At 40.6% G+C, this 14,024-nt stretch carries 13 protein-coding genes, 1 tRNA gene, 1 other RNA gene and 1 other annotated feature; of the genes, 5 read left to right on the top strand and 10 right to left on the bottom strand.

What is annotated here, in order from left to right; all coding sequences use genetic code 11:
• Positions 1-12 precede the first annotated feature (12 nt).
• The 4 genes from MKZ05_RS00145 to tadA all read right to left on the bottom strand — a co-directional run bounded on the left by MKZ05_RS00145 (position 13) and on the right by tadA (position 3,221).
• The gene (locus MKZ05_RS00145; RefSeq protein ID WP_008342011.1) at positions 13-336 is read right to left on the bottom strand and encodes a YbaB/EbfC family nucleoid-associated protein; all 324 of its coding nucleotides are present in this window, start codon (positions 334-336) and stop codon (positions 13-15) included.
• 26 nt (positions 337-362) lie between these two features.
• On the bottom strand, positions 363-2,075 hold the full coding sequence (gene dnaX, locus MKZ05_RS00140) for a DNA polymerase III subunit gamma/tau (protein ID WP_003218100.1): 1,713 nt from the start codon (positions 2,073-2,075) through the stop codon (positions 363-365).
• A gap of 328 nt (positions 2,076-2,403) precedes the next feature.
• Positions 2,404-2,668: signal recognition particle sRNA large type (ffs, locus tag MKZ05_RS00135), an RNA gene on the bottom strand.
• Positions 2,669-2,744: 76 nt separating this feature from the next.
• Entirely contained in the window at positions 2,745-3,221 is a 477-nt protein-coding gene (tadA, locus tag MKZ05_RS00130) for a tRNA adenosine(34) deaminase TadA (protein ID WP_003218102.1), read from the bottom strand.
• Positions 3,222-3,300: 79 nt separating this feature from the next.
• On the opposite strand from tadA, the gene MKZ05_RS00125 reads away from it, so the two are divergent.
• The 4 genes from MKZ05_RS00125 to MKZ05_RS00110 all read left to right on the top strand — a co-directional run bounded on the left by MKZ05_RS00125 (position 3,301) and on the right by MKZ05_RS00110 (position 6,561).
• Entirely contained in the window at positions 3,301-3,855 is a 555-nt protein-coding gene (locus MKZ05_RS00125; protein ID WP_335353128.1) for an isochorismatase family cysteine hydrolase, read from the top strand.
• A gap of 45 nt (positions 3,856-3,900) precedes the next feature.
• Positions 3,901-5,202 (top strand): glycoside hydrolase family 18 protein, encoded by a 1,302-nt coding sequence (locus MKZ05_RS00120; protein WP_268498372.1) that lies wholly within the window; start codon positions 3,901-3,903, stop codon positions 5,200-5,202.
• A 79-nt stretch (positions 5,203-5,281) separates the two neighbouring features.
• Entirely contained in the window at positions 5,282-5,905 is a 624-nt protein-coding gene (locus MKZ05_RS00115) for a deoxynucleoside kinase (RefSeq protein WP_003218080.1), read from the top strand.
• Complete coding sequence (locus MKZ05_RS00110; protein ID WP_335353127.1) at positions 5,902-6,561, top strand: deoxynucleoside kinase; 660 nt, start codon at positions 5,902-5,904, stop codon at positions 6,559-6,561. Before MKZ05_RS00115 ends, MKZ05_RS00110 begins: the two co-directional genes overlap by 4 nt.
• A gap of 89 nt (positions 6,562-6,650) precedes the next feature.
• Here the strand turns inward: MKZ05_RS00110 and MKZ05_RS00105 are convergent.
• The 5 genes from MKZ05_RS00105 to pdxS all read right to left on the bottom strand — a co-directional run bounded on the left by MKZ05_RS00105 (position 6,651) and on the right by pdxS (position 10,895).
• Positions 6,651-6,743 (bottom strand) — tRNA-Ser (locus MKZ05_RS00105).
• Positions 6,744-6,872: 129 nt separating this feature from the next.
• Positions 6,873-7,703, bottom strand: a complete 831-nt coding sequence (locus tag MKZ05_RS00100; RefSeq protein WP_003218096.1) for a methyl-accepting chemotaxis protein — start codon at positions 7,701-7,703, stop codon at positions 6,873-6,875.
• A gap of 102 nt (positions 7,704-7,805) precedes the next feature.
• Positions 7,806-9,080: a serine--tRNA ligase gene (gene serS, locus MKZ05_RS00095; RefSeq protein WP_050945826.1), complete on the bottom strand. Its 1,275-nt coding sequence runs from the start codon at positions 9,078-9,080 to the stop codon at positions 7,806-7,808.
• A gap of 49 nt (positions 9,081-9,129) precedes the next feature.
• Positions 9,130-9,346 (bottom strand) — a binding site (T-box leader).
• A gap of 53 nt (positions 9,347-9,399) precedes the next feature.
• Positions 9,400-9,990, bottom strand: coding sequence for a pyridoxal 5'-phosphate synthase glutaminase subunit PdxT (gene pdxT, locus MKZ05_RS00090; protein WP_050945825.1), 591 nt, complete (start codon positions 9,988-9,990; stop codon positions 9,400-9,402).
• Between the two features lie 20 nt (positions 9,991-10,010).
• Complete coding sequence (gene pdxS / locus MKZ05_RS00085; RefSeq protein ID WP_003218112.1) at positions 10,011-10,895, bottom strand: pyridoxal 5'-phosphate synthase lyase subunit PdxS; 885 nt, start codon at positions 10,893-10,895, stop codon at positions 10,011-10,013.
• A gap of 245 nt (positions 10,896-11,140) precedes the next feature.
• Here pdxS and MKZ05_RS00080 point away from each other — a divergent pair, with 245 nt between their 5' ends.
• Positions 11,141-12,619, top strand: coding sequence for a PLP-dependent aminotransferase family protein (locus MKZ05_RS00080; RefSeq protein WP_327841056.1), 1,479 nt, complete (start codon positions 11,141-11,143; stop codon positions 12,617-12,619).
• A gap of 41 nt (positions 12,620-12,660) precedes the next feature.
• On the opposite strand, the gene MKZ05_RS00075 is transcribed toward MKZ05_RS00080, so the two are convergent.
• On the bottom strand, positions 12,661-13,986 hold the full coding sequence (locus MKZ05_RS00075; protein WP_284907820.1) for a D-alanyl-D-alanine carboxypeptidase family protein: 1,326 nt from the start codon (positions 13,984-13,986) through the stop codon (positions 12,661-12,663).
• Positions 13,987-14,024 lie beyond the last annotated feature (38 nt).

Below are 14,024 nucleotides of genomic sequence, written 5' to 3'. Positions count from 1 at the left end.
CAGTTATTCCTCCTAGAATAAACCTGGCATGTTCATTCCTTTTGTGAATTGACCCATTGTTTCATTTGTTAGCTCATCAACTTTTTTCAATGCATCGTTTGTCGCTGCAAGTACAAGATCTTGAAGCATATCGATATCTTCTGGATCAACAACTTCTTCATTGATTGCTACATCAACAACTTCTTTTTGTCCATTTACTTTTACAGTGACCATACCGCCACCTGCTGTACCTTCAAGGACTTTTTCTGCAAGCTCTTCTTGAGCCTTAGCCATATCCTTTTGCATTTTTTGCATTTGTTTCATCATTTTTTGCATATTTCCCATTCCACCGCGCATATGAACACCACTCTCTTTCATTTTTATTAATCTTTAATTTCTATTAAATCGGTTCCTACTAACTTCTTTGCTTCTGCAATCAATGGATCCTCTTCAGCAGAAGTCCCCTGACCATCTGCCTGTTCATCCGGCTGATGATCTCTTAAAAATTCTTCTCTTATTTTACCCCATTGAGCGTCAGGAACGCCAACTAATTCCACTCTTTTCCCTAACATAGACTCTAATAGCTGCTCAAGGTTGGTTCGAACACCACTTTTATCTTCAGCAACCATTTTACAGTGTATTTCAAACTTGAATTTTAAAACAAAGGCATGAGTAGCAGCAGCAACTGGTTCACTATCCGTTAATAGTGCAGCGTGAGACACCTTATTCTGCTGTTTCAAGTGGGCAAGGAGTTCTCCCCACTTACCTTTAATTTTTTCTAGCTCTGGACGTTTTGCCTCTTTTAGAATTTCGTGAATTCGACCGACAGGTGCACGGTATCCATTTTTGTTACTTGTTTGTGGTCGAGGTGCTTCCTTTTTTTCTTGAGGATGATGAGAATGAGACATTGGCACACCCTCAGCTCTTATCCTAGATAGCTCCTGTTCCAACCTGTCTATTTTATCCGTTAGCGTCGTTAAATCAGCGTTAGCATGAGCTTGTGGTATTCCAGCCGTTGACTGACATAGCTTAACAACAGCTACCTCAAAGAAAATCCTTGGATGATTCGTCCATTTCATTTCTTGGTGACTTTTATTCAGCACTTCAATTGTTTCATATAGAAATTGAGGTGTCACACGATCCGAAAGCGTCACGAAATTTTCATCGACCTTTACCTTTTCAAGGACCCCTTCCAGATCTGGTGCTGTTTTATAAAGCAGCATATCTCTAAAGTAAAAAATCATGTCCTCTATTAATTTAGCAGCATCTTTCCCCTGCTGAAGTAATTCATTTAAGGTATCTAACGCCACGGCAATATTTTGATCAAAAATTGCTTCGGCTAGCTGACTAATGAATTGCTGAGAAACAGCTCCTGTAATGAGCAGCGCATCATCAATTGTCAGTTGCTCACCACTAAATGAAATTGCTTGATCTAAGAGGCTTAGTGCATCACGCATACCACCATCAGCTGCACTAGCGATAATCTCGAGCGAGCCCTCTTGGACATTTAGGCTTTCTGCATCTACAATTTTCTGCATTCTTCCAACAATATCTTTTGTCGTGATCCGTTTAAAATCAAATCTCTGACAACGAGATATGATGGTAAGAGGAATCTTATGAGGCTCTGTGGTAGCCAAAATAAAGATACAATGAGCGGGCGGCTCCTCTAACGTTTTAAGGAGGGCATTAAACGCCCCGATAGAGAGCATATGTACTTCATCTATAATATAAACCTTATATGTAACCGCCGAAGGAGCAAATTTCACTTTATCACGTATATCACGGATTTCATCTACTCCGTTGTTTGAGGCAGCATCTATTTCGATCACATCTGAAATCGAGCCGTTTGTAATCCCTTTACAGGCATCACATTCATTACAAGGTTCACTCACAGGTGACTTTTCACAGTTCACTGCCTTCGCAAAGATTTTAGCAGCGCTTGTTTTACCTGTTCCTCTAGGACCTGAAAATAAGTAAGCATGAGAAAACTTCTTCTGCAAAAGGGCATTTTGCAACGTTTTTGTGATGTGTTCTTGTCCAACAACATCCTCAAAAACTTGAGGTCTGAACACTCGATACAAAGCTTGATAACTCACAAATACGCCCTCCTCCATTTATCATCTTTTTTATTATACATGATGCACCGATCAATTCAAAAGCACACCTTTATTTTCTAATAAACGAAAATGATGATTTCAACTATAGTTTTTCTACTTCTATGAACCAAAAACCTGTTTTCTAGATTTTCGAATTGATCTGCCACACCACGAGGAACACTAGTTCCCGCTGCGATTAATAAAAAACAAAAAAACTCTAAAAAGATTTTTTGGCTATTTGTATAAACAAAGCAGCTGAACTATTCTTTAAACAGCAACAAAAAACTCACCTAGATTAACTAGATGAGTTACATTTAATATTGATTTACCGTGCACCTTCTGTCGATTCGCTACCCCAAGCGTTACTTAAACAGTTAGCTCGGCCCAGGCAACCCTGCGGCACATGAGAGGTTTCACTTAATGCTGCTTCCTTCCGGACCTGACATGGTTCATGAATTCCCATTGCGCAGGACCCAGACGTCAACACCACTTATTTAAGGCAGACCTTGAAGTAAACGAACCTTGAGAAGGGATTCGGCCTCGCTAGAGCGGATTGCGAGTACAGGGCACCGCTACCTCCCCGCTTAGCACGGCAAAATGAATATTAAATTGTTAGTGACGCAGACATAAGTATACCTTCTTATAGCCGAAATTGCAAACGACATCCATTCATTTACTTTTGGCTTGTTTCTTTCGCTGACGGAGATTTCGGAAGAACTGACTTAACAGCTCACCACACTCATTTTCAAGTACACCACCAATGACTTCAGACTGATGATTGAACCGTTCATCATCCAGTAAATTCATTAAAGTACCTGCACATCCACCTTTTGGATCGTACGCACCAAAAACGACCTTTTTCACTCTAGAAAGGACAATCGCTCCCGCACACATAGGACATGGTTCAAGCGTCACATAAAGTACAGCATCCTCTAAACGCCAGCTTCCAGTCGTTTTACACGCTTCATCAATGGCAAGTAATTCTGCATGTGCAATTGAACGCTGCTCTGTTTCCCTTAAATTATGAGCTCGGCTCACAATTTGGTCATCAACAACGATGATGGCACCGATTGGTACTTCTCCTATTTGTTCTGCTTTTAAGGCTTCAGAAATAGCTTCTTGCATAAACTGTTCATCTCTCGTCATAGCACGGCTCTCTTTTCATGTTTTTTAAAAGGATATTGAGGTTAACATATTAGCACAATCTTTTAAAGGGGGGCTTACTTTGTCAAAGCACCAAAAGGCACTGCTTATTATCGACATGATTAATAATTTTGATTTTGAAATGGGACATGTGCTCGCTGATAAAACAGAGCAAATGACCAATAAGATTTTAGCTCTTAAAGATCATGCTTTCAAGGTAAATTGGCCGATCATCTATATCAACGACCACTATGGTCTCTGGAAGGCTGATATTCAAGCTGTGATGGAAACATGCAAAAATGAAAGAAGCGCCCCTATTTTAGAGAAAATGGCACCATCTAAAGATGATTACTTCTTAATTAAACCGAAGCATTCTGCCTTCTATGGAACTGCATTAGAGACACTCTTAAATGAATTAGGTGTACAAGACATCATTTTGACCGGAATTGCAGGAAACATTTGCGTTCTGTTCACTGCAAATGACGCATACATGCGAGAATACAACTTAATTGTACCTGAAGATTGTATCGCATCAAATGACGACAGAGACAACGAATATGCTTTAACGATGATGGAGAACGTTCTACTAGCAAAAATCACCACTGCTAAAGAGATCACGAATGAAAATCAAACATGATTTATCCATAACCCTCATAAATTGTTAGCAATAACAAAGGGGGCGTTGACTATTCAAATTTATGTTGTCAAAAGAGGAGATACTTTAAACGAAATTGCCATGCGTTTTAAAACAACAGTCAATGAAATCATCCGTACCAACGATATTGAAACACCAAATCAACTCGTCATTGGACAAACAATTGTCATTCCAATTAGAGGTCAATTTTATGAGGTCAAACAGAATGACACACTTTATCAAATTGGAAGACGATTTCGAATTTCAGTGGAAGAGTTGGCACGTGTGAATAGAATACGGCCTGAAGCGATACTTCCTATTCGCTTCTTGCTCTATATTCCTCAAAGACCGAAAAGGAACATTAACTCGAATGCTTACATTGAACCACGGGGAAATCAAGTCAGTGAAAACTTAAAACAAGCAGCTAGAGAGGCCTCTCCATATTTAACGCATTTAGGCGCCTTTAGTTTTCAAGCGCAAAGAGATGGAACACTGAAAGAACCACCGTTAGATCAGCTACCTCAAATAGCCGCTCAGAGCAGAACCGTTTTATCCATGGTGGTGACTAACCTAGAGAATGATAAATTCAGTGATGAACTTGGGCAAATTCTTTTGAATAACCAATCTGTCAAAGCCACATTTTTAAATGAAATCGTTCGTGTTGCAAAAAAGTATCAATTAAAAGAAATCCATTTTGATTTTGAATATTTACGTCCCGCTGATAAAGATGCCTACATTCAATTTTTAAGAGAGGCAACAACCCGCTTCCATCAAGAAGGATGGACAATATCTGTTGCACTTGCCCCTAAAACAAGTAGTCAGCAAAAGGGAAAATGGTATGAAGCTCATGACTATGAAGCCATTGGGAAGATCGTCGATCATGTTGTATTAATGACCTACGAATGGGGATACAGCGGCGGCCCTGCGCAAGCAGTCTCTCCCATTGGACCTGTCCGCCAAGTCATTGAATATGCACTGACCGTTATTCCAGCAAATAAAATTGTTATGGGCCAGAACTTATACGGCTATGATTGGACGCTTCCTTACGTTCAAGGCGGCCCTATTGCTAAAGCTGTCAGTCCCCAACAAGCGATTGCAATTGCTAGAAATAATAATGCCTCCATTCTATATGACGAAACAGCACAAGCACCTTATTTTCGTTATACAGATGCCAATAATAAAGAGCATGAGGTATGGTTCGAAGACGCTAGATCAATTCAAGCAAAGTTCAACCTCATCAAAGAGTTAAACTTGAACGGAATTGCTTATTGGAAATTAGGTCTATCCTTCCCTCAAAATTGGCTCTTATTATCAGATCAATTCAATATTGAAAAAAGAACGACATCGTAATCCGTTCGCTCTATCTCTCGGCAGGGGTATGGTACAATATACATTGGTTTGACAACTTTATAGATAGAGGAGAACGCCTATGTATCCTGCCCCTTTTATTGCAGTGGAAGGCCCAATTGGAGCCGGAAAAACAACTTTGGCTACAATGCTTGCGAAGGAATTTCAATTTCCTTTAGTAAAAGAGATTGTAGAAGAAAATCCATTCTTAGATAAATTTTATGAAGATATGGAACAATGGAGCTTTCAGCTTGAGATGTTCTTTTTATGCAATCGGTTCAAACAATTAGAATCTATTCAAGAAAACTATGTGAATCAACAGCAGCCGATTGTCACTGATTATCATGTCTATAAAAATATGATATTTGCAGAAAGAACATTATCAAAAAAGCACATGGACAAATATAGAAAGATCTATCACCTGCTAACAGATGATCTTCCTAAACCAAATGCCATCATCTATATAAAAGCCAGCCTTCCTACCTTACTTGAAAGAATACAGATGAGAGGACGCTCTTTTGAAGAAGACATTGAACCGGCTTATTTAAAAACACTCATTGAAGATTATGAGCTGGCCATTGAACATTTAAAACAGACTGACCCAGGGCTTCCTATCATTACAATTGAAGGAGATCATACAGACTTCGTTTCCTCACAGCAAGATTACCAGCAAATTGTACAGAACATAAAGGAGCAAGTGCTATGAACAATATCGAAATACCAAGGGATGCAGTGATCACAATCGCCGGGACTGTTGGTGTCGGAAAATCAACTATGACTAAAACAATAGCGGACAAGCTAGGCTTTCAAACCTCTCTTGAAAAAGTAGATGATAACCCATACTTAGAGCCCTTTTATTCAGATTTCCAAAGATGGAGCTTCCATTTACAGGTCTATTTCCTAGCTGAGCGTTTTAAGGAGCAAAAGCGGATTTTTGAATCTGGTGGAGGGTATGTGCAAGATCGTTCAATTTATGAGGACACTGGCATTTTCGCAAAAATGCATGCGGACAAAGGTACGATGTCTGAAGTAGATTATGAAACGTATACGAGTCTATTCGAGGCAATGGTGATGACACCTTACTTCCCTCACCCTGATGTTCTCATCTATTTGCACGGGGATTTAAATCATATTTTACATCGTATTGAGGAACGCGGCAGAGAGATGGAAACTCAAACAGATCGAGCCTATTGGGAAGAAATGTACACTCGATACACGCAATGGATCGAACAATTCGATTTATGTCCAGTGATTAAAATTAACATTGAAGATTACGACTTACTTCATGATGAAAGCTCACTTGATCCAATTCTTCATGAAATTGCTTCTGTTATTCAAAAAAATCGCTCTAAAACAAAATAAAAAAAACCGCTGCATTTCGCGAATGCAGCGGTTTGACAATTCCAATTTTTATGCTTGCGTTTCAATTCAACTAAGGTAAAAAATCAATATGGCGGAGGAAGAGGGATTCGAACCCCCGCGGGCTTTGACACCCCTGTCGGTTTTCAAGACCGATCCCTTCAGCCGGACTTGGGTATTCCTCCGTATCGACAAGAATTAATATACCATATCGATTTATTTCAAGTCAACATCTTTTCGAAAAAAATTTCAATAAGTTATTTTGGCATGAGAATCTGCCCATAAAAAAGCAGCCATCGACGGCTGCTCTTGATCTATTTTGTATCCTGTCTAATCTCTTCAATAAAATGATTCATCTCTTCTTTAAACTCATTTAATGATTCAATAATTTTCGTAAAGTCTGTCACTTGTTTTGCTTGTTCATTTGTTGAACTGCTGATTTGTGAGATGTTTTCAGACAAAGTGCCAATGCTGTCTTGGATCTCTTTTAAGAAGGTATTAATGGTTTCAGCCGCTTCCTTTGAGCCATCTGATAATTTACGAACTTCATCAGCTACTACAGCAAACCCTTTTCCATTCTCTCCTGCTCTTGCTGCTTCAATTGCAGCATTTAGGCCTAGCAAATTGGTTTGTCTAGCAATCCCGCCAATGGTTTTGACGACTTCTTCAATATTTGCAGATTTCTCTTCCGCTCTTCCTGCCTGTTCGCTTATTTCTAAACTTGTGGCAGCCAGCTCTTGTGAATGCGCAGCAATTTGCTCAATTCCACTTTGAAGTTCTTTCGCTACATCATTGATATGCTCCATGTAACCACTTAATTTCTTTTCACGATGATGTGAAAATGCCACTAAAAAAGAGCCAATTACTTTTCTATTTTCATCAAAAATCGGGTAACCTTTTACTGCAATTTCATAACCATATAAAGACTCTGGTAAATGACCGTCATATTCTTGTCCTCTTAATGTCGTCGCCACGTTTTGGTCTTCTGGGTTCAATGGATCCCCAACCTTCATGCCAAAATCTATTGTTTTAGACGGATAGTAACAAAGCACCTTCTCTGTATCAGTGATGCCGAAAAGGATACTTTCATCTAGAACTTTTCTAATTAATTGAGCCATTTCAACATAATAGTCAAGCCTATTCAAGGTTATTCCTTCTTTCCTAGAAGCTTTTAGTATTTCTATCGGCTAAATTTAGGAAAACTGTAGGACTTTTGGGAAAAAGAAATAAGATGCCATAGCGGCATCTTATTTCATGACTTCTTTATTTCCCATATAAGGACGCAGTACTTCAGGGATGATCACAGTGCCGTCCTCTTGTTGATAGTTTTCTAAAATGGCCGCCACGGTTCTTCCTACTGCTAAACCAGATCCATTTAATGTGTGCACATGCTCTAGCTTGGCTTTAGGCTCTGGACGGAATCGAATGTTTGCACGTCTTGCTTGGAATGCTTCAAAGTTACTGCAAGAAGAAATTTCACGATACGTATCTTGGCTCGGAATCCATACTTCGATGTCGTATTTCTTCGCAGCCGTGAATCCTAAATCTCCCGTACACATGCTCATGACACGGTATGGCAGGTTTAATAGCTGTAGGACTTTTTCTGCTTGATTTGTTAGTTTCTCTAATTCTTCATAAGAATCTTCAGGTCTTACAAATTTCACAAGCTCTACCTTATTAAATTGATGCTGACGGATGAGTCCGCGTGTATCTCTGCCGGCAGATCCAGCCTCTGATCTAAAGCAAGCACTGAACGCTGCATAATTGATTGGCAGCTGTTCCCCTTCAATTATTTCATCACGGTGCATGTTGGTAATAGGTACTTCAGCTGTTGGAATGAGGAAATAATCTTCTTCACGGATTTTAAAAGCATCCTCTTCGAATTTTGGAAGCTGTCCAGTTCCTGTCATGCTCGCTCTATTGACCATGTAAGGTGGAAGCACTTCAGTAAAACCAAACTCATCTACGTGCAAATCGAGCATAAAGTTATATAGTGCGCGCTCTAAGCGTGCGCCAAGCCCTTTATAAAAAACGAAACGGCTTCCTGTGACTTTTCCTGCACGTTCAAAATCGAGAATGTTTAGTTCATCCGCTACGTCCCAATGTGGCTTTGGCTCAAATGAGAATGCCGGCTGTTCGCCCCATTTTCTCACTTCCACGTTGTCATCTTCTGTTTCCCCAACTGGTACAGTGTCATGAGGGATATTCGGAATAGAGAATAGGATGTGCTGCAAGCTTTCTTCTACTGTTCGTAGCTCATCATCCAGCTTCTTAATCTCATCTCCTACCTCACGCATTTCTTGAATAATGTGATCGGCGTCTTTCTTTTCTCTTTTTAGAACAGCCACTTGCTGTGATACTTCATTTCTTCGGCTCTTTAATTCTTCTGTTTTTCCGATTAGTTCTCTTCTTTTTTGATCCAGCTCACCAAACTTATCAAAATCCGCTAAATCTTCGCCTCGGTGTGCTAATTTTTCTTTGATTTGATCAAAGTCCGTGCGCAGTTGTTTAATATCCAGCATGTATAACACTCCTTTTTTTATCGAAAAATAAAAAGAGCCCTCATCCCATGAAAGGGACGAGAGCTCTCGCGTTGCCACCCTGATTGAAAACATGCAGAAGCATGCTTTCCTCTTTCCTCTGTAACGGTATCACCGTAAATGCTTACTTCACGTGTTTCAGCATTTCGCTCAAGGATGGATTCAGACTGCATCTTTCACCGATTCGCACCAACCATCGGCTCTCTGAGAAAGAGGGGCTTCTTACTATTTCCCGTCAACGCTTTTTCGATCTTTGATTGTGATTTTAATGTACTATAAGTTTTATCTCTTTTCAACCGTTTTATACAGCGAGCTTCGTTTTATAGGACTTCACCATTTCAACAAACAGCTGTGTTAACCGGTGATCGTCTGTCAGCTCCGGATGAAAAGAACAGCCTAAGATATTGTTTTCCTTCGCCATCACAATCCTGCCATCATATTCAGCCATGATGTCTACGCTCTCATCTGCGCTGATGATATGAGGCGCACGGATGAACACTCCTGTAAACGGCGCATCCAGTCCTTTTACTTCTAAATCTGCTTCAAAGCTGTCTACCTGTCTGCCAAATGAATTCCGTGCAACAGATACATTTAACAGTCCAAGATGAGCATCGTCTCGATCTTCTATATGCTTTGCCAGCATAATCAAACCGGCACATGTTCCGAAAATCGGTTTCCCTTCTGCAGCGAACGCTTTGATCGGTTCAATGAATTGGTACGTATCCATGAGTCTTCTCATCGTCGTGCTTTCTCCACCAGGGATAATAAGACCGTCCACAGATGCTAGCTCTTCTGCTCGTTTGATGATCTTCCCTTCTGCAGCGCAAGCTTCAATCGATTGAATATGCTCTCTCACGGCTCCTTGAAGCCCTAGTACACCAATTGTTAGCATGTTCGTTTGCGCTCCCTTAATTACCAGCCACGCTCTTGCATACGCTCTTCTGGCAGTAGATTTGAGATTTCAATTCCTTTCATGGCTGTTCCAAGCTCTTTTGAAAGCTCTGCAATGAGACGGTAATCTGTGAAGTGAGTCGTTGCTTCAACAATTGCTTTTGCAAATTTCGCTGGATTGTCTGATTTAAAAATACCCGATCCAACAAATACACCGTCTGCTCCAAGCTGCATCATTAACGCAGCATCTGCTGGTGTCGCAACGCCTCCCGCTGCAAAGTTAACAACTGGGAGCTTGCCATCTTTTTTGATTTGAAGCAATAATTCATACGGTGCTCCTAGGTTCTTCGCTTCTGTCATCAGTTCATCTTCATTCATTGATGCTACTTTACGAATCTGAGCATTGACCTTTCTCATATGACGGACAGCTTCTACAATGTTGCCTGTTCCAGGCTCCCCTTTTGTACGAAGCATAGAAGCGCCTTCTGCGATACGACGGGTTGCTTCACCTAAATCACGGCAACCACAGACAAAAGGTACTGTGTATTCATTTTTATTTAAATGGAATTCCTCATCTGCGGGCGTCAGCACTTCACTCTCATCGATATAATCAACACCAAGTGCTTCAAGAACACGAGCCTCGACGATATGGCCGATACGTGCTTTTGCCATGACTGGAATCGTTACTGCATTTTGTACTTCTTCTACGATTCTTGGGTCTGCCATACGGGCAACACCGCCGGCTGCACGGATATCAGCTGGTACTCGTTCTAGTGCCATAACTGCCACCGCACCTGCTTCTTCTGCGATCTTCGCCTGTTCAGCATTGACGACATCCATAATGACGCCACCCTTTTGCATTTCTGCCATTCCACGTTTCACTCGTTCAGTTCCCTTATTGCTCACAATAGTTTCCTCCCATTTGTCAATTCGATTGATTTACCCCTTTATCATACAAGCGAGACAGTATAACAATAAAGAGAATAGTATAACAATTCAATCAGCCGAAAAAATAGCTTAAACCCTTGTATATAAACGATTACCTGCTAAAAATATGTCATTCTTTCTTTGAAGTGTCATTTACATGCTATAATGCAACTATAACAATTCAAATTCATGTATAACAATTTTGCACTCAATGGAGGTTTCTCATGCATATTGATATCCATCGACATTCTGATACATCGCTTTCAAATCAGATTTACTTTTCAATCATTGATCATATCCAATCGGGTTTGCTTCAACAGGGAGATAAGCTGCCAACTGTACGTGATTTGGCAAAGCAGTTGAATGTGAGTCTTGTCACGGCAGCAAAGGCATACACTCGGCTGAAGGACGACGGATATTTAACGACTGTGCAAGGAAAAGGAACGTTTGTGGATGAGCTTCAAAAGCAGTCAGAGATTCCGGTTCCGTCATCTACCACTTTTGATTGGCAGTTATCCATTCCGGATTATTTACCACGATCTCAATTTGCTCAGTATCACTATGTCGAAGAAGCGATCAACCTTTCTTCCTCTATGATCGATCCTGGGCTTTTGCCAAACCGTTATTTAGAAAAAGAAATGCAGCATGTCCTAGCCAGACATCCTCAAATCATGTCAAAGTATGGGGAAATTCAAGGGGATCTTCAGCTTCGGCAGGTCATTCAGTCTTTTTTAGAAAAACTGGATGTGCCTTCAACTCCTGAGAATATCCTAGTAACTAGTGGTTCTCAGCAAGGGCTTGATCTGGTCGCACGTGCGTTTATCGGTCCTGATGATGTAGTTGTCATGGAAGCACCAACCTATCCAGGCGCCATTGATGTCTTTATGGGCAGAGGGGCAAGAATTATTACAGTCCCTGTTGATCATGAAGGAATGAACATGAAGCAGCTTCAAAGCATTTGTGATAAATATAAACCAAAGCTCATCTACACGATTCCTACTTTTCACAGTCCGACAGGCGCCAGTATGTCAATGAAACGCAGAAAACAACTTCTCTTACTGGCTCAAAGTATTGATTGTCTGATTGTAGAGGATGATCCTTATCGTGAGCTATATTTCGAAAAGAAGCCGCCTGCACCTATCAAAAGTCTGGATCATGATGGACACGTCATTTATTTACGAGGTTTAAGTAAAACACTTGCTCCTGGATGCAGAATTGGGATTATCACTGCTTCAGGCTCGATATTTAATCGTTTATTAGCTGCAAAGGCCAATAATGATTTAGGCAGCCCTCTTCTCACACAAAAAGCCATTCTGCCGTTTCTGACTTCAAAGAAAATGATTGATCATACGAAAAAGCTGAGAACCGCCTTGAAGGTCAGACGTGATTTAATGATAGATGTGTTAACGAAGCACGCACCAAAAGATGTGACGTGGCAAATTCCTCAGGGTGGGCTCAATTTGTGGCTTAGCTTTCCTTCCTGGGTTGATACACGTGCACTGCTGCATGAGGCACGTAAACAGCAAATCACCTTTCTGCCTGGCTCTGTGTGCTATCCTGGAGAGCCGAAACAAAACTATATCCGCCTCAGCTTTTCTTATGTGAATGAAAAGGCACTGACCGAGGGAGTGGAAAAGTTATGTGGTATTTTTCAGCAAGCCTTGTCCACTCCTCAAAATCACAAACAATCGCTTTTCTTTTAACGATAAAAAAACTGCTCTCATGCATAGAGAGCAGTTTTTTATTAGAACCAACCTTTTACTGTGTCAACGATTCCGCCCCAAATGCCAGCGAAGAATCCACCTACACCACGCATTGCAAGGATGAACCAGTTTGCTTTTTCATCGCCTGTTTTCGTTATAAGCTCAACACCTGATTGATCTTTATTCAAATAGCCGTAATCCTTCTCATCACCAGAATAAGAAGTCGTCAGCATGCCTACCTTCGTTCCTTTTTTAATAGGAGCTTCGAGTTTTGTTTTCTCGATATTTACTTTTGCTTTAAAGCTCTTTTCGTCGCCATTTTTTACCGGCACAGAGAAAGCTTCTTTCGTAACGACAGGTACTTCTTTGTCTTTGCCTTTGTCGACTTCGATGTTTTCATGTCCTTTGATCTGTTGACCTTTTTTGTACATTTCTTTCATCGTGAAGTTTTTAAACGCATAATCGAACAGTTTTTTCGCCACGTCAAAACGTGCTGTATGAAGATTACCTTTTGCATTCAAGATCACTGCGATGACACGCATGTCACCTTGCTTAGCGGTACCTGTGAAGCTAGAACCAGCTGAATCTGTAGAACCTGTTTTCAGACCGTCTACACCTTTGTATTCCTTCACAAGTCCTTTAAGCATGAAGTTCCAGTTAGGCATGTCCATTTCATCGTCTGTGCCTTCTCTGAACTTTGTTTTCGCAATACTTGATGTTTCAAGAATTTCTGGGTGGTCTTTGATGAGATGCTGTGCAAGCAATGCCATATCTTTCGCAGATACTTCACTTTCTTCATCAGGACCTGTACCTTTTGGCTGTTTGCCATGTAAGTCTTTATTTTCTAGTCCAGTTGCATTCACGAATTTGTAGTTTGTTAAACCTAATTCTTTTGCTTTTGCGTTCATTTTTTCAACGAACTTCGATTCTGATCCAGCAATCACTTCTGCTAAGCCAATTGCTGCTGCATTTGCCGAATAAATAGCCGTTGCTTGATAAAGTTCTTTCACTGTATACGATCCATCTTTTCTCAAAGGAACGTTTGATAAACTGCGGTCCTGAGAAATTTCGTATACATAATCATCTGGCGTATACGTTTGATCCCATTTCACTTTGCCTTCAGCAATCGCTTCTAGTAAAAGATACTCTGTCATCATCTTTGCCATACTTGCAATAGGCAGTCTTTGCTCTGCGTTTTTACTATAAAGGATCTTACCTGTAGAAGCTTCAATTAGGATCGCTGCTTTCGCATTCACATTGAATGGCTCTTCAGCTGCTTTTGCTTTGGACATTGGTGTAAATGCTGTCACAATCAATGCCAGTGCAAGGATAGAGACCATAAGCTGTTTCAATATCTTGCTGTTCAATCGTCATACCTCCGTTATCATCTTTTTTCGACATATTT

The organism is Bacillus sp. FSL M8-0277, assembly GCF_037975305.1.
GTDB lineage: Bacteria > Bacillota > Bacilli > Bacillales > Bacillaceae > Bacillus > Bacillus pumilus.
The sequence above is the reverse complement of the archived record's forward strand: the minus strand, read 5'-3'. Positions and strand labels throughout refer to the sequence as shown.

Excerpts from the sequence above, each read along its gene's own strand:
- MKZ05_RS00145 (WP_008342011.1), bottom strand. The coding sequence starts at position 336 with ATGCGCGGTGGAATGGGAAATATGCAAAAAATGATGAAACAAATGCAA.
- tadA (WP_003218102.1), bottom strand. The coding sequence starts at position 3,221 with ATGACGAGAGATGAACAGTTTATGCAAGAAGCTATTTCTGAAGCCTTA.
- MKZ05_RS00115 (WP_003218080.1), top strand. The coding sequence starts at position 5,282 with ATGTATCCTGCCCCTTTTATTGCAGTGGAAGGCCCAATTGGAGCCGGA.
- MKZ05_RS00110 (WP_335353127.1), top strand. The coding sequence starts at position 5,902 with ATGAACAATATCGAAATACCAAGGGATGCAGTGATCACAATCGCCGGG.
- serS (WP_050945826.1), bottom strand. The coding sequence starts at position 9,080 with ATGCTGGATATTAAACAACTGCGCACGGACTTTGATCAAATCAAAGAA.
- pdxT (WP_050945825.1), bottom strand. The coding sequence starts at position 9,990 with ATGCTAACAATTGGTGTACTAGGGCTTCAAGGAGCCGTGAGAGAGCAT.
- MKZ05_RS00080 (WP_327841056.1), top strand. The coding sequence starts at position 11,141 with ATGCATATTGATATCCATCGACATTCTGATACATCGCTTTCAAATCAG.